Raw genomic sequence first — 22,596 nt, forward strand, 5'->3', positions numbered from 1 at the left:
CCAGAGGGTGAGGGGCACTCCCCGGTCGTGCGGGCGGGGTACGGCGGGTTGTGAGCTGGAAGCTCAGTCCGGGTCGTCGACGGTGGGTCACCTCCCGGGGAAGGTCGGCTTCTCCTTGGCCACGAAGGCCCGCACTCCCTCGACCTTGTCCTCGGTCTCGAACGCGCGCCGGAAGGCCTGCGCCTCGCGGTCCAGCCCCTCGACGACCGGCAGGGGCAGGACCTCTCCCATGAGCGCCTTGCAGGAGGCGACCGCGACGGGGCTCTTGGTGGCGAGCTCGGCGACCGTGTCCAGTGCCCCCTGCAGGAGCGCCACCGGGTCGTCGAAAACCCGGTTGACCAGGCCGACCCGCAGCGCCTCGTCGGCGTCGATCATGCGACCGGTGAGGATGAGCTCGCGCGCCAGGGCGATCCCGACCCGCTGCGCGAGGCGCACCGACCCGCCGAAGCCCGGCACGAGGCCGAGGTTGACCTCGGGCTGGCCGAAGCGTGCGTTGCGCGAGGCGTAGATCCAGTCGCAGGCCATGGCCAGCTCGCACCCGCCTCCGAGCGCGAACCCGTTGACCGCAGCGATGACGGGCACGGGCAGCGCCTCGAGCCGCCGCGTGACCCCCTGCATCCGGCGGGAGTACGCCTCGCCCTGGTCCGGGCTCATGGTCTGCATCTCGACGATGTCGGCTCCCGCGACGAATGCCTTCTCCCCCGCCCCTGTGACGACGATGCCCTTGACCGGCCACCGCCCGTCAGAGCCGACCTGGGACTCCACCGCGACCGTCAGGGCTTCGAGGTCGGCGATCACCTGCCCAGCCAGGGCGTTCATGGCCGACGGGCGGTTGACGGTGACGACGAGTGCGTCGCCTGCCTGCTCGACCAGCAGGGTCTCGAAGGTGCCGAGGTCCATGGACTCTCCTCCAGGGTGCGGGTGGTCGGGTTCCGCGACCCAGCCTGCCCCATGCCGGCGCGTATGCCGAGCCCACCGGGACGTGGTGCTCGCCATACGGGCTGCACACCGTCCACGGGCGCGGGCGGGCGCCCGGTGGCACCACACGGACGCACGAAGGCGGGGCCCGGACTGGTGTCCGGACCCCGCCTCTTGGAGATCAGTCGCTCCCGAAGGAGCCGAGATCACTTCAGGATCTTGGTGACCTGACCCGCACCCACGGTGCGACCACCCTCACGGATGTTGAACTTCAGGCCCTCCTCCATGGCGATGGGCTGGATGAGGTCGACCTTCATCTCAGTGTTGTCGCCGGGCATGATCATCTCGGTGCCCTCGGGGAGGTGGACGACGCCCGTCACGTCAGTGGTACGGAAGTAGAACTGGGGACGGTAGTTGTCGTAGAACGGCGTGTGACGGCCACCCTCGTCCTTCGACAGGATGTAGACGCTGGCCTCGAACTCGGTGTGCGGGGTGATCGAACCCGGCTTGCAGACGACCTGGCCGCGCTCGACGTCCTCGCGCTTGGTGCCACGAAGCAGCAGACCGACGTTCTCGCCCGCGCGACCCTCGTCGAGGAGCTTGCGGAACATCTCGATGCCGGTGACCGTGGTCTTCTGGGTGCGCTCCTGGATACCGACGATCTCGACCTCCTCGTTGACCTTGAGGATGCCGCGCTCGATGCGACCGGTGACGACGGTGCCACGACCGGTGATCGTGAAGACGTCCTCGATCGGCATCATGAACGGCTTGTCGGTGTCACGAGCCGGCTCGGGGATGTACTCGTCGACGGTGTTCATGAGCTCGAGAACCGTCTTGCCCCACTCGGCGTCGCCCTCGAGCGCCTTCAGCGCGGAGATGCGCACGACCGGCAGGTCATCGCCCGGGAACTCGTACTCGGAGAGCAGCTCGCGGACCTCCATCTCGACGAGCTCGAGGATCTCCTCGTCGTCGACCATGTCGGTCTTGTTGAGCGCCACGACGATGTAGGGGACGCCGACCTGGCGGGCCAGGAGGACGTGCTCCTTCGTCTGCGGCATGGGGCCGTCGGTGGCGGCAACGACCAGGATCGCGCCATCCATCTGAGCAGCACCGGTGATCATGTTCTTGACGTAGTCGGCGTGCCCCGGGCAGTCGACGTGCGCGTAGTGACGACCCTCGGTCTGGTACTCGATGTGAGCGATCGAGATCGTGATGCCGCGCTGGCGCTCCTCGGGAGCCTTGTCGATGTCCTCGAACGCGAACTGGGGGTTCAGGTCCGGGTACGCGTCGTGCAGAACCTTCGAGATCGCAGCCGTCAGCGTCGTCTTACCGTGGTCGATGTGACCAATGGTGCCGATGTTGACGTGCGGCTTGGTCCGCTCGAACTTAGCCTTCGCCACTGGGGGTCCTCCTCAGGACTTCTTTGGTGTTACGCCGTACGACCAAGCAGGACGTGGCGTCGTCTGTCAGGGATGGTGCTTGTTTGAGACGCAATCCGGAAGTCTAGCGGTCGAGCCGCCAGACCTCCGAATCGGTTACTCGCCTCGGGTCTTCTTGATGATCTCCTCGGCGACGTTCTTGGGAACCTCGGCGTAGGAGTCGAACTGCATCGTGTAGTTGGCGCGACCCTGGGTCTTGGAACGCAGGTCGCCCACGTAGCCGAACATCTCGGACAGCGGCACGAGAGCGCGAACGATCTTGGCGCCGCTGATGTCCTCCATGGCCTGGATCTGACCACGGCGGGAGTTGAGGTCACCGATGACGTCGCCCATGTAGTCCTCGGGCGTGCGCACCTCGACGGCCATCATCGGCTCGAGCAGGGCCGGGTCGGCCTTGCGGGAGGCCTCCTTGAAGGCCATCGAACCGGCGATCTTGAACGCCATCTCCGAGGAGTCGACGTCGTGGTAGGCACCGTCCAGCAGGATCGCCTTCACGCCCACCATCGGGTAGCCGGCGAGGACACCCTGGTTCATGGCCTCCTCGATGCCGGCGCCGACCGAGGGGATGTACTCGCGCGGGACGCGACCACCGGTGACCTTGTTCTCGAACTCGTACATCTTGCCCTCGGACGTGTCCATAGGCTCGAAGGAGAGCTGCACCTTGGCGTACTGGCCGGAGCCACCCGTCTGCTTCTTGTGGGTGTAGTCGTACTTCTCCACCGTGCGACGGATCGTCTCGCGGTAGGCGACCTGCGGCTTGCCGACGTTGGCCTCGACCTTGAACTCGCGACGCATGCGGTCGACGAGGATGTCGAGGTGGAGCTCGCCCATGCCCTTGATGATGGTCTGGCCGGTCTCCTCGTCGAGCTCGACGCGGAAGGTCGGGTCCTCCTCGGCGAGCTTCTGGATGGCCGTGGAGAGCTTCTCCTGGTCACCCTTGGTCTTGGGCTCGATGGCCACGTTGATGACCGGCTCGGGGAAGGTCATGGACTCCAGCAGCACCGGAGCGTCCTGGGCCGCCAGGGTGTCACCCGTGGTGGTGTCCTTCAGGCCGATCATCGCGTAGATGTGGCCCGCGGTCGCGTGATCGACCGGGTTCTCCTTGTTGGCGTGCATCTGGAAGAGCTTGCCCACGCGCTCCTTCTTGCCCTTGGTCGCGTTGAGCATCATGTCGCCCTGCTTGACCTCGCCGGAGTAGACGCGGACGTAGGTGAGGCGGCCGAAGAAGGGGTGCGAGACGACCTTGAAGGCCAGGGCCGAGAAGGGCTCCGAGGCGTCGGAGTGACGCTCGATGATCCTTTCCTCGTCCTTGGGGTCGTGGGCCTGGATGGCCGGCACGTCCAGCGGCGAGGGGAGGTAGTCGACGATCGCGTCGAGCAGGGGCTGGACGCCCTTGTTCTTGAACGCGGTGCCGCACAGGACCGGGTTGACCTCGCCGGCGAGGGTGATCGCGCGGATGGCCGCCTTGATCTCCTCCGGGGTCAGCTCCTCGCCACCGAGGTACTTCTCCAGCAGGACCTCGTCGGACTCGGCGACGCGCTCGACGAGCTTGTTGCGCCACTCCTCGGCCTTGTCGGCGAGCTCGGCCGGGATCTCCTCGATCTCGTAGTCCTGACCGATCTTGACGTCGCCGCGCCACACGAGCGCGCGGTTGTAGACGAGGTCGATGACGCCCACGAAGTCATTCTCGGCACCGATCGGGATCTGCAGCACCAGCGGCTCGGCCCCGAGGCGGTCGACGATCGTCTGCACGGTGTAGTAGAAGTCCGCGCCGAGCTTGTCCATCTTGTTGACGAAGCACATGCGGGGCACCTGGTACTTGTCGGCCTGGCGCCACACGGTCTCGGACTGGGGCTCGACGCCCTCCTTGCCGTCGAAGACCGCGACGGCACCGTCGAGGACGCGCAGGGAGCGCTCCACCTCGACCGTGAAGTCCACGTGCCCAGGGGTGTCGATGATGTTGATCTGGTGGCCCTCCCAGAAGCACGTCGTCGCGGCGGAGGTGATGGTGATGCCGCGCTCCTGCTCCTGCTCCATCCAGTCCATCGTCGCGGAGCCGTCGTGCGTCTCACCGATCTTGTAGTTGATGCCGGTGTAGAACAGGATCCGCTCGGTCGCCGTCGTCTTGCCGGCATCGATGTGGGCCATGATGCCGATGTTGCGGACCTTCTTCAGGTCCGTCAGGACGTCGAGTGCCACGTCTGTTTTCTCATCTCTTCGAGTCGGTGATGAAGCAGGCCGGGTGTCTCCACGATCGGGAGGCCCGGTGGTGCCGGCGACCCAGGTGGTGCCCCGGGTCGCCGGCGTGCGGGTCTTACCAGCGGTAGTGCGCGAAGGCCTTGTTGGACTCGGCCATCTTGTGCGTGTCCTCGCGGCGCTTGACGGCGGCGCCGAGGCCGTTGCTCGCGTCCAGGATCTCGTTCATCAGACGCTCGGTCATGGTCTTCTCGCGACGCTGGCGCGAGTAACCCACGAGCCAACGCAGGGACAGGGTGGTCGCACGGCCGGGCTTGACCTCGACCGGGACCTGGTAGGTCGCACCGCCGACGCGGCGGGACTTCACCTCAAGGGCGGGCTTGACGTTGTCCAGGGCGCGCTTGAGGATCACGACCGGGTCGGAGCCGGTCTTGTCGCGGCAGCCCTCGAGGGCGCCGTAGACGATCCCTTCCGCGATGGACTTCTTGCCGTCGAGCAGGATCTTGTTGACCAGCTGGGTGACCAGCGGCGAGCCGTAGACGGGGTCGACGACCAGGGGGCGCTTCGGCGCGGGGCCCTTACGAGGCATTACTTCTTCTCCTTCTTGGCGCCGTAGCGGCTGCGAGCCTGCTTGCGGTTCTTGACACCCTGGGTGTCGAGCGAGCCACGGATGATCTTGTAGCGGACGCCGGGAAGGTCCTTCACACGGCCACCACGGACGAGCACGATGGAGTGCTCCTGCAGGTTGTGGCCGACCCCGGGGATGTAGGCCGTGACCTCGATGCCGGAGGTCAGCTTCACGCGTGCGACCTTGCGCAGTGCGGAGTTCGGCTTCTTGGGGGTGGTGGTGTAGACGCGGGTGCAGACGCCGCGGCGCTGCGGGCTGCCCTTGAGGGCAGGGGTCTTGCTCTTGTCGACCTTGTCCTGCCGCCCCTTGCGGACGAGCTGGTTGATGGTTGGCACGTAGTCTCCGTACGTATCTGATGGTCAGCCCTCCGGTCTCCCGGCCGGACTCCTTGTCATGCCGCGCGCCGCGCCCCGATGTCGGGCGTGTCGAGCGGTGCCCCTCCCCGCACTCCCCCGACCAGAGGTCGTGGGCGCCAGGCAGAGGGTGCGTGATCACCCGCGAGACACCACGAGGGCCATCGGTCCTCGTGGGCTGCCCGCCGGAGAGGGCACGCCGTGTCCGTGTCAAGCACGACACAGTGGACAAGATTACCGCGCTATCACGGACCGCTCCAAATCCCGCCCCACCTGCACGGCGAGCCGGTCAGCAGCCCGTATGACGACACCCCCCCTACTCCCTCCCCGCCGCGATCGTGATGGTGTGGTGCAGGGATGCCGGACGACGGACTCGCCATCTCGCGGGGGCCTCAGGTGACGGGGGGTACACCACGGCGCGGGCCGGCTCCCGGGAGGGAACCGGCCCGCGCCGTGAGGCCTGCGACGATCAGTGGGCGTCGAAGCCCAGCGTGATGTCGTCGAGACGGATGGCCTCGCCCGACCCCGGGCCGAAGGCCGTGTAGTCGAACTGGTCGTAACCCGGCATGGAGTACATCGCCGCCCTGGCCTCCTCGGTGGGGTTGACCCTGACGTTGCGGTACCGCGGCAGACCCGTCCCGGCCGGGATGAGCTTGCCGAGGATGACATTCTCCTTGAGGCCCAGCAGCGGGTCGCTCTTGGCGTGCATCGCGGCCTCGGTGAGGACCCGCGTCGTCTCCTGGAAGGACGCCGCCGAGAGCCAGGACTCCGTCGCCAGCGAGGCCTTGGTGATGCCCATGAGCTCCGGGCGACCGGAGGCAGGCTTGCCGCCCTCGGACACGACCCGGCGGTTCTCGGACTCGAAGCGGCCACGCTCGGCGAGCTCGCCCGGGAGCAGGTCGGCGTCGCCGGCCTCGATGATCGTCACGCGACGCAGCATCTGCCGCACGATGACCTCGATGTGCTTGTCGTGGATCGACACACCCTGCTGGCGGTAGACCGCCTGGACCTGGTCCACGAGGTGCATCTGCACGGCGCGGGGACCCAGGATGCGCAGCACCTGCTTGGGGTCGATCGCACCCTGGACGAGCTGGGTGCCGACGGCCACGTGGTCACCGTCGCCGACGAGCAGGCGCGAGCGCTTGCTGACCGGGTAGGCGTGCTCGTCGGTGCCGTCGTCCGGCACCAGCACCACGCGGCGGGCCTTGTCGGTGTCCTCGATCTGCACGCGGCCGGTGGCCTCGGCGATCGGGGCGACACCGCGCGGCGTGCGAGCCTCGAAGAGCTCGACCACACGGGGCAGACCCTGGGTGATGTCGTCACCGGCCACACCACCGGTGTGGAAGGTACGCATCGTCAGCTGCGTGCCGGGCTCACCGATCGACTGGGCGGCGATGATGCCGACGGCCTCGCCGATGTCGACGAGCTTGCCGGTGGCCAGCGAGCGGCCGTAGCACTTGGCGCAGGTGCCCACGCGGGACTCGCAGGTCAGGACCGAGCGGACCCGGACCTCCTCCACCCCAGCGGCGACGAGCGCGTCGATGACCACGTCACCGAGGTCGATGCCGGCCTCGGCCAGGGTCTCGCCCTCGTGGACGACGTCCTCGGCCAGGGTGCGGGCGTACACGCTGGACTCCACGTCCTCGTGCTCGCGCAGCGACCCGTCGGCGCCGCGGACGGCGATGGGCATCATCAGGCCACGGTCGGTGCCGCAGTCGTCCTCACGGATGATGACGTCCTGGGACACGTCGACGAGGCGACGGGTCAGGTAGCCCGAGTCGGCGGTCCGCAGGGCGGTGTCGGCCAGACCCTTGCGGGCACCGTGGGTGGAGATGAAGAACTCCAGCACGGACAGACCCTCGCGGAAGTTCGACTTGATCGGCCGCGGGATGATCTCGCCCTTGGGGTTGGCCATGAGGCCGCGCATGCCGGCGATCTGACGCAGCTGGAACCAGTTACCACGAGCACCCGAGTTGACCATGCGGAAGATCGGGTTGGCCCGCGGGAAGTTGGCCTCCATCTCCTTGGAGACCTCGTTGGTCGCCTGCTGCCAGATCTCGATGAGCTCCTGGCGTCGCTCGTCGTCGGTCGTCAGGCCGCGCTCGAACTGGACCTGGACCTTGGCGGCCTTGGCCTCGTAGCCCTCGAGGATCGCCTCCTTGTTGGACGGGGTGACCACGTCGGAGATGGCGACGGTCGTGCCCGAGCGCGTGGCCCAGTGGAAGCCCGTCTCCTTGAGCGCGTCCAGCGAGTTGGCGACGAGGACCTTGGGGTAGCGCTCCGCAAGGTCGTTGACGATCGCGGACAGACGCTTCTTGTCGACCGGCTCGTTGACGAAGGGGTAGTCCACGGGCAGCGTGAGGTTGAAGATCGCGCGCCCGAGGGTGGTGTCGAGGACGAAGTCCCCGCGCCCCTCGTCGCTGAGCTCCACGCCCTCCGGCAGCTCCTGCCCCATCGGCGGGACGGTGTCCTGCAGACGGACCTTGATGGGCGAGCCCAGCTCGATCTCGCCGGCGTCGAAGGCCATGCGCGCCTCGTCCGCCGTGCGGAAGGCACGACCGGAGCCCTTGCCGTCGGCCACCTCGGAGGTGAGGTGGAACAGCCCGATGATCATGTCCTGGGTGGGCATGGTCACGGGCCGACCGTCGGCGGGCTTGAGGATGTTGTTGGAGGACAGCATGAGGATGCGGGCCTCGGCCTGCGCCTCCGCCGACAGCGGCACGTGCACGGCCATCTGGTCGCCGTCGAAGTCGGCGTTGAACGCGCCGCAGACGAGCGGGTGCAGCTGGATGGCCTTGCCCTCGACGAGCTGCGGCTCGAAGGCCTGGATGCCGAGGCGGTGCAGCGTCGGTGCGCGGTTGAGCAGCACCGGGTGCTCGGTGATGACCTCCTCGAGCACGTCCCACACGACCGGGCGGGCGCGCTCGACCATGCGCTTGGCCGACTTGATGTTCTGCGCGTGGTCGAGGTCGACCAGACGCTTCATCACGAACGGCTTGAACAGCTCGAGGGCCATCTGCTTGGGCAGGCCGCACTGGTGCAGCTTGAGCTGCGGGCCCACGACGATGACCGAGCGGCCGGAGTAGTCGACGCGCTTGCCGAGGAGGTTCTGACGGAAGCGGCCCTGCTTGCCCTTGAGCATGTCGGACAGCGACTTCAGCGGACGGTTGCCGGGGCCCGTCACCGGGCGACCACGACGGCCGTTGTCGAACAGCGCGTCCACGGCCTCCTGCAGCATGCGCTTCTCGTTGTTGACGATGATCTCGGGCGCACCGAGGTCGAGGAGGCGCTTCAGCCGGTTGTTGCGGTTGATCACGCGACGGTAGAGGTCGTTGAGGTCCGACGTCGCGAATCGGCCACCGTCGAGCTGCACCATGGGGCGCAGGTCCGGCGGGATGACCGGGACGCAGTCCAGCACCATGCCCGTGGGGCTGTTGCTGGTCGTCTGGAAGGCCGTGACGACCTTGAGGCGCTTGAGGGCGCGGGTCTTCTTCTGACCCTTGCCGGTGGCGATGATCTCGCGCAGCGACTCGGACTCGGCGTCCAGGTCGAAGGTCTCGAGACGCTTCTGGATCGCCGCGGCACCCATGCCGCCCTCGAAGTAGAGACCGAAGCGGTCACGCATCTCGCGGTACAGCATCTCGTCGCCCTCGAGGTCCTGGACCTTGAGGTTCTTGAAGCGGTCCCAGACCTGCTCGAGGCGCTCGATCTGCACGTCGGCGCGCTTGCGGATGGCGTTCATCTCGCGCTCGGCGGAGTCCTTGAGCTTGCGCTTGACGTCGGACTTGGCCCCCTCGGCCTCCAGGGCCGCGAGGTCGGTCTCGAGCTTCTTGGCGCGGGCCTCCACGTCGGCGTCGCGACGGTTGACGTGCTCCTTCTTCTCGACCTCGATCTGCGCCTCGAGCGAGGGCAGGTCGCGGTGCCGCGACTCCTCGTCCACGGAGGTGATCATGTAGGCCGCGAAGTAGATGACCTTCTCGAGGTCCTTGGGCGCGAGGTCCAGCAGGTAGCCGAGGCGGCTCGGCACGCCCTTGAAGTACCAGATGTGGGTGACCGGCGCGGCCAGCTCGATGTGGCCCATCCGCTCGCGACGCACCTTGGCGCGGGTGACCTCGACGCCGCAGCGCTCGCAGATGATGCCCTTGAAGCGGACGCGCTTGTACTTGCCGCAGTAGCACTCCCAGTCCCGGGTGGGACCGAAGATCTTCTCGCAGAAGAGCCCGTCCTTCTCCGGCTTCAGGGTGCGGTAGTTGATGGTCTCGGGCTTCTTGACCTCGCCGTGGGACCACTGGCGGATGGAGTCCGCGGTGGCGAGGCCGATACGCAGCTCGTCAAAGAAGTTGACGTCGAGCACGTGTGTCCTTCTCTCGTCTTGCGACTGATTCAAAGTCTGTGGGTCTGAACGGTGTTCGTGGCCGACCCCGGTCCGGGGCGGCGATCCATGTCGTGCGGGCCTCGGTCGTATGGCGGGCGCGGCTGCTCGGCCGTGCGGCTGGGCAGCCGCGCCTCGTCATACATCACGAAACCGTCAGACCTCCTCGACGCTGCTCGGCTCGCGCCGGCTCAGGTCGATGCCGAGCTCCTCCGCCGCGCGGAAGACCTCCTCGTCGGCGTCGCGCATCTCGATGGTGTTGCCGTCGCTCGACAGGACCTCGACGTTGAGACACAGGGACTGCATCTCCTTGAGGAGCACCTTGAACGACTCCGGGATGCCCGAGTCGGGGATGTTCTCGCCCTTGACGATCGCCTCGTAGACCTTGACGCGGCCCGGGACGTCGTCCGACTTGATGGTGAGCAGCTCCTGCAGCGTGTAGGCGGCACCGTAGGCCTCGAGGGCCCACACCTCCATCTCACCGAAGCGCTGACCACCGAACTGGGCCTTACCACCGAGGGGCTGCTGGGTGATCATGGAGTACGGGCCGGTCGAACGGGCGTGGATCTTGTCGTCGACCAGGTGGTGGAGCTTGAGGATGTACATGTAGCCCACCGACACCGGCTCGGGGAACGGCTCGCCGGAGCGGCCGTCGAACAGCCGGGACTTGCCGGACTCGCCGACCAGGCGCTGACCGTCGCGGGTCGCGTTGGTCGACTCGAGCAGACCCTTGATCTCCTCCTCCTTGGCGCCGTCGAACACCGGCGTGGCCACGCGGGACCCGGCCGGGGCCTGGTGGGCGTCCTCCGGGATGCGCAGGGCCCACTCGGCGCCCTCGGGGATGTTCCAGCCGCGACTGGCCGCCCACCCGAGGTGGATCTCGAGGATCTGACCGACGTTCATGCGGCCGGGCACGCCCAGCGGGTTGAGCACGACGTCGACCGGCGTGCCGTCCTCCAGGAAGGGCATGTCCTCGATCGGGAGGATCTTGGAGATGACGCCCTTGTTGCCGTGACGACCGGCGAGCTTGTCACCGTCCGTGATCTTGCGCTTGTTGGCGACATAGACGCGCACCAGCTGGTTGACACCCGGGGGAAGCTCGTCGCCCTCCTCGCGGTCGAAGACCTTGACGCCGATGACCGTGCCGGTCTCGCCGTGGGGGACCTTGAGCGACGTGTCGCGGACCTCGCGGGCCTTCTCGCCGAAGATGGCGCGCAGCAGGCGCTCCTCCGGGGTCAGCTCGGTCTCACCCTTGGGCGTGACCTTGCCGACGAGCAGGTCGCCGTCGCGGACCTCGGCGCCGATGCGGATGATGCCCCGCTCGTCCAGGTCCGCGAGGACCTCCTCGGAGACGTTGGGGATGTCCCGGGTGATCTCCTCGGCACCGAGCTTGGTGTCGCGGGCGTCGACCTCGTGCTCCTCGATGTGGATCGAGGAGAGCGTGTCGTCCTGCACCAGGCGCTGCGACAGGATGATGGCGTCCTCGTAGTTGTGGCCCTCCCACGGCATGAAGGCCACGAGGAGGTTCTTGCCGAGGGCCATCTCGCCGCCGTCGGTCGCGGGGCCGTCGGCGATGACCGAGCCGACCTCGAGACGGTCGCCGGCGCTGACGATGACGCGCTGGTTGTAGCAGTTGCCCTGGTTGGACCGGGAGAACTTCATGATCCGGTAGGTCTGGTAGGACCCGTCGTCGTTGGCGACGCTGACCAGGTCGGCCGAGACCTCCTGGACCACGCCCGCCTTGGTCGCGAGGACCACGTCGCCGGAGTCGAGCGCCGTGCGGTGCTCCATGCCGGTCCCGACCAGCGGGGACTCAGAGCGCACCAGCGGCACGGCCTGACGCATCATGTTGGAGCCCATGAGCGCGCGGTTGGCGTCGTCGTGCTCCAGGAAGGGGATCAGCGCCGTCGCGGCCGACACCATCTGACGCGGGGACACGTCCATGTAGTCGACGTCCGCGGCGGGCACGAAGTCGACCTCGCCGCCCTTGGTGCGGACCAGGACGCGCTCCTCGGAGAAACGACCGTCCGCCTCCATCGGGGCGTTGGCCTGCGCGATGACGAGCTCGTCCTCCTCGTCGGCCGAAAGGTAGTGCACCTCATCGGACACGACGCCGTCGTTGACCTTGCGGTAGGGAGACTCGACGAAGCCGAAGGGGTTGATCCGCCCGTAGGAGGCCAGCGAGCCGATCAGGCCGATGTTGGGGCCCTCAGGGGTCTCGATCGGGCACATGCGGCCGTAGTGCGAGGGATGGACGTCACGGACCTCCATGCCGGCACGGTCGCGGGACAGACCACCCGGGCCCAGGGCCGACAGGCGACGCTTGTGCGTCAGCCCCGACAGGGGGTTGTTCTGGTCCATGAACTGCGACAGCTGCGAGGTCCCGAAGAACTCCTTGATCGAGGCCACCACGGGGCGGATGTTGATCAGGGTCTGCGGGGTGATCGCCTCGACGTCCTGCGTGGTCATGCGCTCGCGGACGACACGCTCCATGCGGGACAGGCCGGTGCGGACCTGGTTCTGGATGAGCTCACCGACGTTGCGCAGGCGACGGTTGCCGAAGTGGTCGATGTCGTCGACCTCGACGCGCACGTCGACGGCCTCGCCGTTGCGGCTGCCCGGGAGGGTCGCGTCGCCGTTGTGCAGGGCCACGAGGTACTTGATCGTCGCGACGACGTCCTCGATGCGCAGGACGGACTCGTCCAGGCCCGCCTCGATGCCGAGCTTCTTGTCGATCTTGTAGCGACCGACCTTGGCCAGGTCGTAGCGCTTGGGGTTGAAGTACAGGTTGTCCAGGAGGGCCTGGGCGGCCTCCTTGGTCGGCGGCTCGCCCGGGCGCAGCTTGCGGTAGATGTCGAGCAGGGCGTCGTCCTGGCCGGCCGTGTGGTCCTTCTCCAGGGTCTGGCGCATCGACTCGTAGTCGCCGAACTCCTCGAGGATCTGCGCCTCGGTCCAGCCCAGGGCCTTGAGCAGGACGGTGACCGACTGCTTACGCTTGCGGTCGACGCGAACGCCGACCATGTCGCGCTTGTCGATCTCGAACTCCAGCCAGGCGCCACGGCTCGGGATCACCTTGGCGGAGTAGATGTCCTTGTCGGAGGTCTTGTCGGGCGTGCGCTCGAAGTAGACGCCCGGGGACCGGACGAGCTGGGAGACGACGACGCGCTCGGTGCCGTTGATGATGAAGGTGCCGCGCTCGGTCATGAGCGGGAAGTCGCCCATGAACACCGTCTGGGACTTGATCTCACCGGTGTTGGTGTTCATGAACTCCGCGGTGACGAACAGCGGGGCGGAGTAGGTCATGTCCCGCTCCTTGCACTCCTCGATCGAGTGCTTCTCCTCCTCGAACCGGTGGTTGCGGAAGGACAGGGACATGGAGCCCGAGAAGTCCTCGATCGGGGAGATCTCCTCGAAGATCTCCTCCAGACCGGACCGGTCGGGGACGTCGTTGCGCCCGGCGTCCTTGGCGGCGGCCACGCGGGCCTGCCAACGCTCGTTGCCGAGCAGCCAGTCGAAGCTCTCCGTCTGGAGCGCCAGGAGGTCCGGGACCTCCAGCGGCTCCTTGATCTTTGCGAAGGACAGACGACCGGAAGCCGTCTGAGCAGTGGACACAGTCTGGGTCGCGGGTCGCGAGGCAGCCAAGGATGGTCCTTCCACGGGCCTGGAGCTATGGAGTCGAAGCGCGCACGCGCCGAACGTCCGCCAGGACGCCAGGCTATGAGGCAGCGCAAAGCGACAGCATAGTACAAGACGCCACCCTGCGTCCAGCCCGACTCCCCCGACCCAGGACCGCGGGCCTGACCGCGGGGGACGCGGATGCCCCATCACTATGGGCGTGGCCTGCGACGGCGTCAAGGGCAACGCCCTGCGACGCGCCGATCGTTACGCCGATCGACGCAGCGGGCGGGTGCCGGTGGGGCGACGGGCAGGGCGCATGCCCGGGTACGCGGGAGCGGGCCGCACCCGAAGGTGCGACCCGCTCCCGCGAACAGATCAGCGACCGGACGTGATCCGGCCCGAGATCACTTGAGCTCGACGGAGGCGCCGGCGCCCTCGAGGGCAGCCTTGGCCTTCTCCGCGGTCTCCTTGTTGACACCCTCGACGACCGGCTTGGGGGCGCCGTCGACCAGGTCCTTGGCCTCCTTGAGGCCGAGAGACGTGAGCGCGCGCACCTCCTTGATGACCTGGATCTTCTTGTCGCCGGCGGCGGTGAGGATGACGTCGAACTCGTCCTTCTCCTCCACAGCGGCGGCGTCGCCGCCACCGCCTGCCGGGGCGCCGGCGGCCGCGACGGCAACCGGGGCGGCAGCCGTGACACCGAAAGTGTCCTCGAACTGCTTGACGAACTCGGAGAGCTCGATCAGGGTCATCTCCTTGAAGGCCTCAAGGAGCTCGTCGTTGCTGAGCTTAGCCATGGTGGCTTCCTTCCTGTCTGTGCCGTGAGTGGCGTGTGCTGGGTACGAGCGGATCCGAGCGGATCAGCTCTCGTCGCCACCCGCGGCGACGTCGTCGGTAGCCTCGGCCGGGGCCTCGGCGGTGTCGGCGGCCGCCGGGGCGGCCTCGACGGGACCCTCGGCCTCGACCTTTGCGCGCAGGGCGTCGACCACGCGGGCCGTCTGCGACAAAGGAGCGGCAAAGAGGTAAACAGCCTTGCTGAGCGAGGCGTTCATGGCGCCAGCCAGCTTGGAGAGGAGCACCTCGCGGGACTCGAGGTCCGCGAGCTTGGTGATGTCCTCGGGGCTCAACGGCTTGCCGTCGAGAACCCCGGCCTTGATGACAAGGGCCGGGTTGGCCTTGGCGAAGTCACGCAGACCCTTGGCCGTCTCCACCGGGTCACCGGTGATGAAGACGATGGCGCTCGGGCCACTCAGGTGCCCGTCGAAGGCCGTGATACCGGCCTCCTCGGCGGCACGCTGGGTCAGCGTGTTCTTGACCACGGCGTAGGTTGCGTGCTCACGGATCGAGCCGCGCAGCTCGGAGAGCTGCTTCACGGTCAGACCGCGGTACTCCGTCAGCACGGCCGCACCCGAGGAGCGGAACTTGTCCGCGATCTCGGCGATGGCAGCGTGCTTCTCAGCGGTTGCCATGTGGCCTCCTTCCGTAGCGTGAAGCCGGTGGCCGCATGACAAAGAGCCCCGGCGCAGGCGCACGGGGCTCGAGCTCTCGCCAGAGGCGAGCACGATCGTCGTAGCCTGCGCCGGACGCCCCGTCATGGGGACCTTCGTGCCGTTATCGGACCCGAGCAGGGCTCGGGGTGATGACGGCAGACCGGCGGTCATTGGTCCTGACCAGAGTACGGGCCACCCGACCGGCCACCAAATCGGCTGGTCAGCGCGGCGGGGCGGTGGCCGTGGAGGTGGAGGTGGGGGTGGGCCGCTGGGACCCCGGCGCCGGGGCGACGTCGTCTGCGGGAGGGGCCTCGATCGTGACCGGCTCGCCCCAGCGGGCGTACTCCGTGCGGTCGACCAGGTCGGACTTCTTGGTGGGGACGGTGGCGGTCACCGAGGTCGGCGCCCCGGTCGCGTCGAGCGCCACCACGAGCCTGACCGGCTTGGTGACCGCCCCACGCAGCGCCGCGGGCGCGGAGACCGCGTCGAGGTACTGCGCGGGCGGCACCGTGAACGCCACCTGGGCACCGTCACCGCGAGGCGTCCGGTCCCCCAGCAAGCCGTTCAGCATGGCCGTGAACCGGGCCGGGTCCACGGTCTGCGCCACCTTGGCCTGGGCACCGAGCTTGGCGCTGATCGCGTCGGCGCCGCCCGGGTCGAGGAGCAGCCAGCGACGCACGTCGCGCTGGGACCGGGTCCCGGGCGTCGGGGCGGGCACGGGGACCTCCACGGTGCCCGCTCCCCTGACCCACGTGCGGTCCCCGAGGTGCACCAGGGTGACCGCGCGTCCCGCCGCGTCGACCTCCACCCGAACGGCCTTGGTGCGCGTGTCCACCTGCGCCTTGGCCGCCCCGGCCGGGGTAGCCATCGTCATGCGCACGGTGCCCTTGGCGGCCACGAGATCCTTGATCGTCTGCGCGAACTGGTCGCCGGGGACACCCTCGCCGGACGGCACCGGCTGGGCGTTGGGGTCCGGGGTGCTCCCCGCCAGCGAGGCTCCGTCCGTGGGCAGCGTCGCGGTCGCGGTCGTCGAGGGGGCGGAAGTCGCAGCGCCCATCGTGGAAGTCGTGGTGCGGGACCCGGCGACGCACCCCGACAGCAGCAGCACCGCGCCGACGGCCAGGGCACCGCTGCGGGAGACCCGCGCGGGTCCGGCGGACGGCGTCGGCCGGTGGCGGGGACGGGCAGCGCGCATGACTCACGATCCTAGAGGCCGGGCGCACGGCATACGGGAAGGCTCACCCGGGACGCGCGAAGCCCGGGCCGACGAGGTCGGTCCGGGCTTCGCGGGTCAGGAGGGCAGGCTCAGGCCTGGACCTCCTCCTCGGAGGTGAGGTTGCGGGTGCGGTTGGGGTCCAGCGGGATGCCGGGGCCCGTCGTCGTCGCCAGCGTCGCCTTGGTGATGTAGCGACCCTTGGAGGCGGACGGCTTCAGGCGGAGGATCTCCTCCATCGCCGCCGCGTAGTTCTCCACCAGCGCCTTCTCGTCGAACGAGACCTTGCCGATGATGAAGTGGAGGTTGGCGTGCTTGTCGACGCGGAACTCGATCTTGCCGCCCTTGATGTCGTTGACGGCCTTGGTCACGTCCATCGTCACGGTCCCGGTCTTGGGGTTGGGCATGAGACCACGGGGGCCCAGCACCTTGCCCAGACGGCCGACCTTGCCCATGAGGTCCGGGGTCGCGACGACGGCGTCGAAGTCGAGCCACCCGCCCTGGACCTTCTCGAGCATGTCGTCGGATCCGACGAAGTCGGCGCCGGCCGCGCGGGCTGCCTCGGCCTTGTCGCCGTTGGCGAAGACGAGGACGCGAGCGGTCTTGCCCGTGCCGTGCGGCAGGTTGACGGTGCCGCGCACCATCTGGTCCGCCTTGCGCGGGTCGACACCGAGGCGGAAGGCCACCTCGACGGTCGCGTCGTACTTGTTGGAGGCCGTCTCCTTGGCGAGGCGGACGGCGTCGAGCGGGGCGTACAGCTTGTCCGCGTCGACGCGCTCGGCTGCCGCGCGGTAGGCCTTGCTGCGCTTCATGTGCTGCTCCTTGGTGAGGGTCGGGCGGCCCGGGGGCTCACCCTGCTGGAGTCGTGGTCGAACGGACCAGCGCTGGTCCTGCCACAGCGGACCCGGCGGGTCCGCGGGTCACGAGTCAGGACTCGTAACCGGGGGTGTTGATGCCCATCGAGCGGGCGGTGCCCGCGATGATGCGGGCGGCCATCTCGACGTCGTTGGCGTTGAGGTCGTCCATCTTCTGCTGGGCGATCTCACGGACCTGGTCCGCGGACAGCGTCGCGACCTTGGTCTTGTTGGGGACGCCGGAGCCCTTGGGGACGCCCGCGGCCTTCTTGATCAGCTCGGCGGCGGGTGGCGTCTTGGTGATGAAGGTGAAGGAGCGGTCCTCGTAGACCGTGATCTCGACCGGGATGACGTTGCCGCGCTGGGACTCCGTCGCGGCGTTGTACGCCTTGACGAATTCCATGATGTTGACGCCGTGCTGACCGAGGGCCGGGCCGACGGGCGGCGCCGGGGTCGCGGCACCGGCCTGGATCTGCAGCTTGATGAAGCCGGAGACCTTCTTCTTGGGAGGCATGTGGAACTTCCTTGCTGTGTGATGGGCCGACGCCGTGGGCGATGACCCGGTTGCAGGACCGCCGCGGGGTGCCGCGGGGCCGGACGGGCTGCGATCAGATCTTGGCGACCTGGTTAAAGCCCAGCTCGACCGGGGTCTCCCGGCCGAAGATCGACACCAGAACCTTGAGCTTCTGAGTCTCGACGTTGATCTCGGAGACCGTGGCGTCAAGGGTCTCGAAGGGGCCCTCCATGACGGTGACCGACTCGCCGACCTCGAACTCCACGTCCACCGTGGGGCGCGGGGAGGCGGCCTGGCCGGCGCCGGGCTGCGCGGCGGCGCCGGATGCGGCCGGGGCCGCGGGCTCCTCGAAGGTCGGGGCCAGCATCGTGACGACCTCGTCGAGGCTCAGCGGCACCGGCTGGTGGGTGTGACCGACGAAGCCCGTGACGCCGGGGGTGTGGCGCACGGCGCCCCAGCTCTCGTCGGTGAGGTCCATGCGTACCAGGACGTACCCGGGCATCCGCACGCGGCGGACGACCTTGCGCTGGCCGTTCTTGATCTCGGTGACCTCCTCCATGGGGACCTCCACCTGGAAGATGTAGGGCTCCATGTTGAGGCTGGTCACGCGGGTCTCGAGGTTGGTCTTGACGCGGTTCTCGTAACCGGCGTAGGAGTGCACGACGTACCAGTCGCCCTCGAGCATGCGCAGGTCGCGCTTGAACTCCTCGAGCGGGTTGACCGCGGGGGCATCCGGCACGGACACCTGCTCGTCGGCCTCGTCGGACTCGTCGGACTCCTCGGTCACGTCAAACTCGTCGGACTCCTCCGTCACGTCGCTCACGTCGGCACCGGCGGGCTCGCTGGCCGTGTCGGCCTCGACCACCTCGACCTCGGTCGGCTCGACGGGAGCGTCGACGTCGGCCTCGTCGCGGGTGGCGAACGGGTCGTTCGAGGGCTGGTCGGACACGGTACGGGCCTACTTCCTTGCTGGTGATCGGGCGGGTGCCGCCACGGGCGGTGGGCTGACCGCAGGAGCGGTCGGCCGTCAGCTGCCGGCGAACGCCCAGAAGACGAGCTTGCCGATCCCGTAGTCGAGGGCCGCGACGAACAGCATGACCGCGATCACGAAGACCATCACGACCGTGGTGTAGGTGACCAGCTCCTCGCGGGTGGGACGGACGACCTTGCGCAGCTCGTCCAGCACCTGGGCGACGAACAACGTGATGCGAGCGAAGAAGCCTTGACGGGTCGCGGTGTCGCGCCCAGCACCACCACGGGTGTTGACCTCGCTCACGGCCCCTCGCTTCGTCAGATGATCACGTGATCCGCAGGGCAGGAGGGACTCGAACCCCCAACCGCCGGTTTTGGAGACCGGTGCTCTACCAATTGAGCTACTACCCTTCGGGACGGTCTCGAGGCGGCCAGCGCAGCACAGCGACGATCGACGCGGGATCCATCCAAGAGACGAGCATACGTCAGAGGGACGGCCCAAGGCGAACCGACGCGGGAGCGGCGACCAGCCCTGACGCCGGGCGGACGGCATACGGTCAGGAGCAGCCCTCGCCCCGGGCCCGCCAGCTCCGCAGGGCCCGCTCGCGCTCTGCCCCCTCGAGCTGCACCGGCAGCCCCTGGGTCACCCGCGCGGGGTCGAAGGTCATGGTCGGGGCGCCGGCGTCGCCCGGCACGGTGACCGTGAGGACTCCCGACGCGCGGGTCTCGGCACTGCTCCCGCTGCCGAAGACGAAGTTGCCGATGCCGTACGCCACGGCCGTGTCCCCCACCGTCGTCGTGGTCTGCAGCACGTGGGCGTGCGCGCCGACCACGACGGTGGCGCCCGCCTCGGCGAGCGCGGAGTCGGTCCGGAGCTGGCGGGGCGTGGGGCAGCGCTGCTTCTCGATGCCGGAGTGCAGGTAGACCACGATCACGTCGGTCGGGCCGGCGGCACGGGCGCGACGGACGCCGTCGAGGAGCGCCTCGAAGCCGTCGTCATCCATGACCTTGGCCAGACCGGGTTTGCCCGGCCCGGCCTTCCAGTCGAGGTGGGCGTCGAGCACGTCGGTCGCCCCGAAGACCACCACGCGGCGGCCCTTGACCAGCGTGGACCAGGGCGCCCAGGCCTCGGCGTCGTCCTTGCCCAGACCCACCATCGGGACCGGGGAGGACGCCTTGACGGCAAGCATCTGCGCCATGCCCCGCTCACCGAAGTCCATCGTGTGGTTGTTGGCCGCCGTGACCACGTCGACCCCCTCCCGGTGGAGCGCGTCCAGGATGGAGGGACCAGTGACGAAGGTGAACGGCTTGGGCTGCGGCCGCAGCCCCGTGCGATCGGCGGCGACCACCGTCTCGAGGTTGACCATGGCCAGGTCGGCGCCCGCCAGCAACCGACCCGTGGCACCCAGCCCCTCGCCCACGATGCGGCCGGCGGCCCCATGGGCCTGGGTGTCCCCGCCGAACGCCAGCGTGATGGGCTCCGCCCCGGGTGCCCCCCGGCGCCGGGCGCGCTCGACCGGCGCCATCGCCCGGGCCGACGTCTCGGCGGCAGGAGTCCCGGCCGTCGAGGTGGCACCCACCGTCGCCCGCCCTGCAGGCGCCTCACCCGCCCGAGCCAGCGATGCCGGGGTGGGGTCGGGCGGACCGAAGGCGTCGGCGACCGCGAGCCCTCCCGCGCTGGCGGCGGTCGCGACCACCGCCAGCAGACCCACGGCGGTGCTGCGGCGGGACCGGGCGAGGAGGCGGTCGGGAATCGGCATGAGGACCTCGGCGGGAGGGTGCGGGACCACCCCACCGTAGGCGTCCGGCCGCCCTGACGGGACGCGGCACGCGGGGTGAAGACCGTGGGCGCCCGGCCGGCCACCGTCTGTGAGGATGGCGCCATGCCCCGCCCCCTCGACCAGCTCCCCAAGGCGCACCTGCACCTGCACTTCACCGGGTCCCTGCGGCTGTCGACGCTGACCGAGCTCGCGCGCGACGAGGGCCTCAGGCTCCCCCATGCCCTCGTCGACGAATGGCCCCCCACGCTCACCTCCGTCGAGTCCCGCGGATGGTTCCGGTTCCAGCGGTTGTACGACGCCGCGCGGGCGTGCGTGCGGTCGCCCGCGGCTATGCGCAGGATCGTGCTCGAGGCTGCCCTCGACGACGCCGCCGAGGGCTCGCGGTGGCTGGAGATCCAGGTGGACCCGACGTCCTACGCGCCGTTCTGCGGCGGGCTGACGCCCGCGCTCGAACTCGTCCTCGAGTCGGCGTCGGCCGCCGCGGCGGAGGCCGGGATCGGCGTGGGCGTGATCGTGGCGGCCAGCCGCATCCGGCACCCCCTCGACGCCCGGACGCTGGCCCGGCTGGCCGCGCGGTACGCCGGCGAGGGGACCGGCACGGTCGTCGCCTTCGGCCTGTCCAACGACGAGCACCGTGGCGTGGTCGAGGACTTCGCGCCGGCCTTCGGGATCGCCCGGGGTGCGGGCCTGGCCCTCGTGCCCCACGGCGGCGAGCTCGCGGGGCCGGAGGCCGTCATACGGACCCTCGACGCGCTGGTGCCCGACCGGATCGGGCACGGCGTGCACGCGGCCGAGGACCCGCGGGCGCTGGAGCGCCTGGCGCGCGAGGGGGTCGCTCTCGAGGTCTGCCCGGGGAGCAACGTCGCCCTCGGGGTGTATGACGCCGCGCCCGCCGTGCCGCTGCGGCCGCTGCTCGACGCGGGGATCCAGGTCGCGCTGGGCGCGGACGACCCGCTGCTGTTCGGCTCGCGGCTGGTGGACCAGTACCGCACGGCGCGGGAGGTGCACGGGCTCGACGACGAGGCGCTGGCCGACCTGGCGCGGATGTCGCTGCGGGCCTCGACGGCGCCCCGCGAGGTGATCGCGCAGGCGGAGGAGGACGTCGACGTGTGGCTCGCCCTGCCTGCCGACTGAGCGAGGGCCGCCGGGAGGGCTAGAGGGAGAGGTCGACGAGCACCGGCTCGTTGACGAGCGTCACCCCGAAAGTCTCACGGACGCCGTCGCGCACCGCGCGCGCCAGGGCCAGGACGTCCTCGGCCGAGGCGTCGCCCCGGTTGGTGACGGCGAGGGTGTGCTTGGTGGACAGCGCCGCCGCGCCCGGGAGGCCGAAGCCCTTGGCGAACCCCGCCCTGTCGATCAGCCACGCAGCGCTGGTCTTGACCATGCCCTCGCCCGCGTCGAAGCGCGGCGGCTCCGGACCGTCCGCGCCGAGGAGTGCCCGCGCCCGCTCCTGCAGGTCCGCGAACTCGCGCGCCAGCAGGATCGGGTTGGTGAAGAAGGACCCGCACGACCACGTGTCGTGGTCCTCGGCGTCCAGGACCATCCCCCGCCGCCGGCGCTGCGCCAGCACCGCGTCGCGGGCGTCCTGCAGCGGCACGCGCGTGCCCAGCGGCACGTCGAGACCGGCCGCGAGGGCGGCATACGCCACCGGACGGGAGAGGTCGGCGACCTCGAGCTGGAAGGCGACGTCGAGGACGACGTAGCGGTCGGTGCCCTTGAGCACGCTGTGGCGGTAGGTGAACGCGCAGTCGTCGGGGAAGAACGTGCGCACACGCTGCTCGCGGCGGTCGAAGACCCGGACCTGCGCGATGGTCTGGGCGACCTCCTGGCCGTAGGCGCCGACGTTCTGCACGGGGGTGGCGCCGGTGAGGCCGGGGATCCCGGACATGGCCTCGATGCCGGCCCAGCCCTCCGCCACGGCCCGCTCGACCAGGCCGTCCCAGGACTCCCCCGCCGCGACCCGCACGAAGGCGCCGCCGCAGTAGTCCTGCGACTGGACGTCCACGCCCTGCGTGGCCACCCGGACGACCGTGCCATCGAACCCCTCGTCGCTGATCACGAGGTTGGAGCCCCCCGAGACCAGGAGCAGCGGCTCGTCGGCGTCGTCGACCTCACGGACGGCGTCGACCAGCTCGTCCGTCGTCGAGACGGTGACGAGGCGCCGGGCGGGGCCGCCGACGCGCATCGTGGTGAGTGGCGCGAGGGGCACGTCGTGCTCGACCTGCATGGATGTCCTTCGGGGGATGGG

17 protein-coding genes and 1 tRNA gene are annotated in these 22,596 nt (G+C 69.3%); 1 reads left to right on the plus strand and 17 read right to left on the minus strand.

Annotation, left to right across the window (positions count from 1 at the left end):
- Nucleotides 1-87 precede the first annotated feature (87 nt).
- The 16 genes from ACF3NS_RS00835 to ACF3NS_RS00910 form a co-directional block, all read right to left on the minus strand.
- Entirely contained in the window at nucleotides 88-900 is an 813-nt protein-coding gene (locus ACF3NS_RS00835) for an enoyl-CoA hydratase/isomerase family protein (protein ID WP_392467306.1), read from the minus strand.
- 224 nt (nucleotides 901-1,124) lie between these two features.
- Nucleotides 1,125-2,318, minus strand: a complete 1,194-nt coding sequence (gene tuf, locus ACF3NS_RS00840; protein ID WP_289032768.1) for an elongation factor Tu — start codon at nucleotides 2,316-2,318, stop codon at nucleotides 1,125-1,127.
- A gap of 135 nt (nucleotides 2,319-2,453) precedes the next feature.
- Nucleotides 2,454-4,556, minus strand: a complete 2,103-nt coding sequence (gene fusA, locus ACF3NS_RS00845) for an elongation factor G (RefSeq protein ID WP_288798062.1) — start codon at nucleotides 4,554-4,556, stop codon at nucleotides 2,454-2,456.
- A gap of 115 nt (nucleotides 4,557-4,671) precedes the next feature.
- Nucleotides 4,672-5,142 (minus strand): 30S ribosomal protein S7, encoded by a 471-nt coding sequence (gene rpsG / locus ACF3NS_RS00850; protein WP_154591817.1) that lies wholly within the window; start codon nucleotides 5,140-5,142, stop codon nucleotides 4,672-4,674.
- On the minus strand, nucleotides 5,142-5,516 hold the full coding sequence (gene rpsL / locus ACF3NS_RS00855) for a 30S ribosomal protein S12 (RefSeq protein ID WP_019286362.1): 375 nt from the start codon (nucleotides 5,514-5,516) through the stop codon (nucleotides 5,142-5,144). Before rpsL ends, rpsG begins: the two co-directional genes overlap by 1 nt.
- Nucleotides 5,517-6,003: 487 nt before the next feature.
- On the minus strand, nucleotides 6,004-9,888 hold the full coding sequence (locus ACF3NS_RS00860) for a DNA-directed RNA polymerase subunit beta' (protein ID WP_311966315.1): 3,885 nt from the start codon (nucleotides 9,886-9,888) through the stop codon (nucleotides 6,004-6,006).
- A gap of 174 nt (nucleotides 9,889-10,062) precedes the next feature.
- The gene (rpoB, locus tag ACF3NS_RS00865) at nucleotides 10,063-13,548 is read right to left on the minus strand and encodes a DNA-directed RNA polymerase subunit beta (RefSeq protein WP_288798058.1); all 3,486 of its coding nucleotides are present in this window, start codon (nucleotides 13,546-13,548) and stop codon (nucleotides 10,063-10,065) included.
- A 380-nt stretch (nucleotides 13,549-13,928) separates the two neighbouring features.
- Nucleotides 13,929-14,321 (minus strand): 50S ribosomal protein L7/L12, encoded by a 393-nt coding sequence (rplL, locus tag ACF3NS_RS00870; protein ID WP_392467307.1) that lies wholly within the window; start codon nucleotides 14,319-14,321, stop codon nucleotides 13,929-13,931.
- Between the two features lie 63 nt (nucleotides 14,322-14,384).
- Entirely contained in the window at nucleotides 14,385-14,993 is a 609-nt protein-coding gene (rplJ, locus tag ACF3NS_RS00875; RefSeq protein WP_154591813.1) for a 50S ribosomal protein L10, read from the minus strand.
- 241 nt (nucleotides 14,994-15,234) lie between these two features.
- Nucleotides 15,235-16,209, minus strand: a complete 975-nt coding sequence (locus ACF3NS_RS00880) for a hypothetical protein (protein WP_392467308.1) — start codon at nucleotides 16,207-16,209, stop codon at nucleotides 15,235-15,237.
- A gap of 110 nt (nucleotides 16,210-16,319) precedes the next feature.
- A complete protein-coding gene (rplA, locus tag ACF3NS_RS00885) occupies nucleotides 16,320-17,039 on the minus strand; it encodes a 50S ribosomal protein L1 (protein WP_154591811.1) in 720 nt (239 codons plus the stop codon).
- A 115-nt stretch (nucleotides 17,040-17,154) separates the two neighbouring features.
- Nucleotides 17,155-17,595 (minus strand): 50S ribosomal protein L11, encoded by a 441-nt coding sequence (gene rplK, locus ACF3NS_RS00890; protein ID WP_154591810.1) that lies wholly within the window; start codon nucleotides 17,593-17,595, stop codon nucleotides 17,155-17,157.
- Between the two features lie 94 nt (nucleotides 17,596-17,689).
- Entirely contained in the window at nucleotides 17,690-18,544 is an 855-nt protein-coding gene (nusG, locus tag ACF3NS_RS00895; protein WP_392467309.1) for a transcription termination/antitermination protein NusG, read from the minus strand.
- A 78-nt stretch (nucleotides 18,545-18,622) separates the two neighbouring features.
- Entirely contained in the window at nucleotides 18,623-18,871 is a 249-nt protein-coding gene (gene secE, locus ACF3NS_RS00900) for a preprotein translocase subunit SecE (RefSeq protein ID WP_288798053.1), read from the minus strand.
- A 34-nt stretch (nucleotides 18,872-18,905) separates the two neighbouring features.
- Nucleotides 18,906-18,978 (minus strand) — tRNA-Trp (locus tag ACF3NS_RS00905).
- 146 nt (nucleotides 18,979-19,124) lie between these two features.
- Nucleotides 19,125-20,327, minus strand: coding sequence for a CapA family protein (locus ACF3NS_RS00910; protein WP_392467310.1), 1,203 nt, complete (start codon nucleotides 20,325-20,327; stop codon nucleotides 19,125-19,127).
- Nucleotides 20,328-20,450: 123 nt separating this feature from the next.
- Between ACF3NS_RS00910 and ACF3NS_RS00915 the strand changes: the two genes are divergently transcribed.
- Nucleotides 20,451-21,482: an adenosine deaminase gene (locus ACF3NS_RS00915; RefSeq protein ID WP_392467311.1), complete on the plus strand. Its 1,032-nt coding sequence runs from the start codon at nucleotides 20,451-20,453 to the stop codon at nucleotides 21,480-21,482.
- Between the two features lie 19 nt (nucleotides 21,483-21,501).
- On the opposite strand, the gene ACF3NS_RS00920 is transcribed toward ACF3NS_RS00915, so the two are convergent.
- Nucleotides 21,502-22,575, minus strand: coding sequence for a UDP-N-acetylmuramate dehydrogenase (locus tag ACF3NS_RS00920; RefSeq protein ID WP_392467313.1), 1,074 nt, complete (start codon nucleotides 22,573-22,575; stop codon nucleotides 21,502-21,504).
- Nucleotides 22,576-22,596: the final 21 nt, after the last annotated feature.

This window comes from Arsenicicoccus cauae, assembly GCF_043162025.1.
Taxonomy (GTDB): Bacteria; Actinomycetota; Actinomycetes; order Actinomycetales; family Dermatophilaceae; genus Arsenicicoccus; species Arsenicicoccus cauae.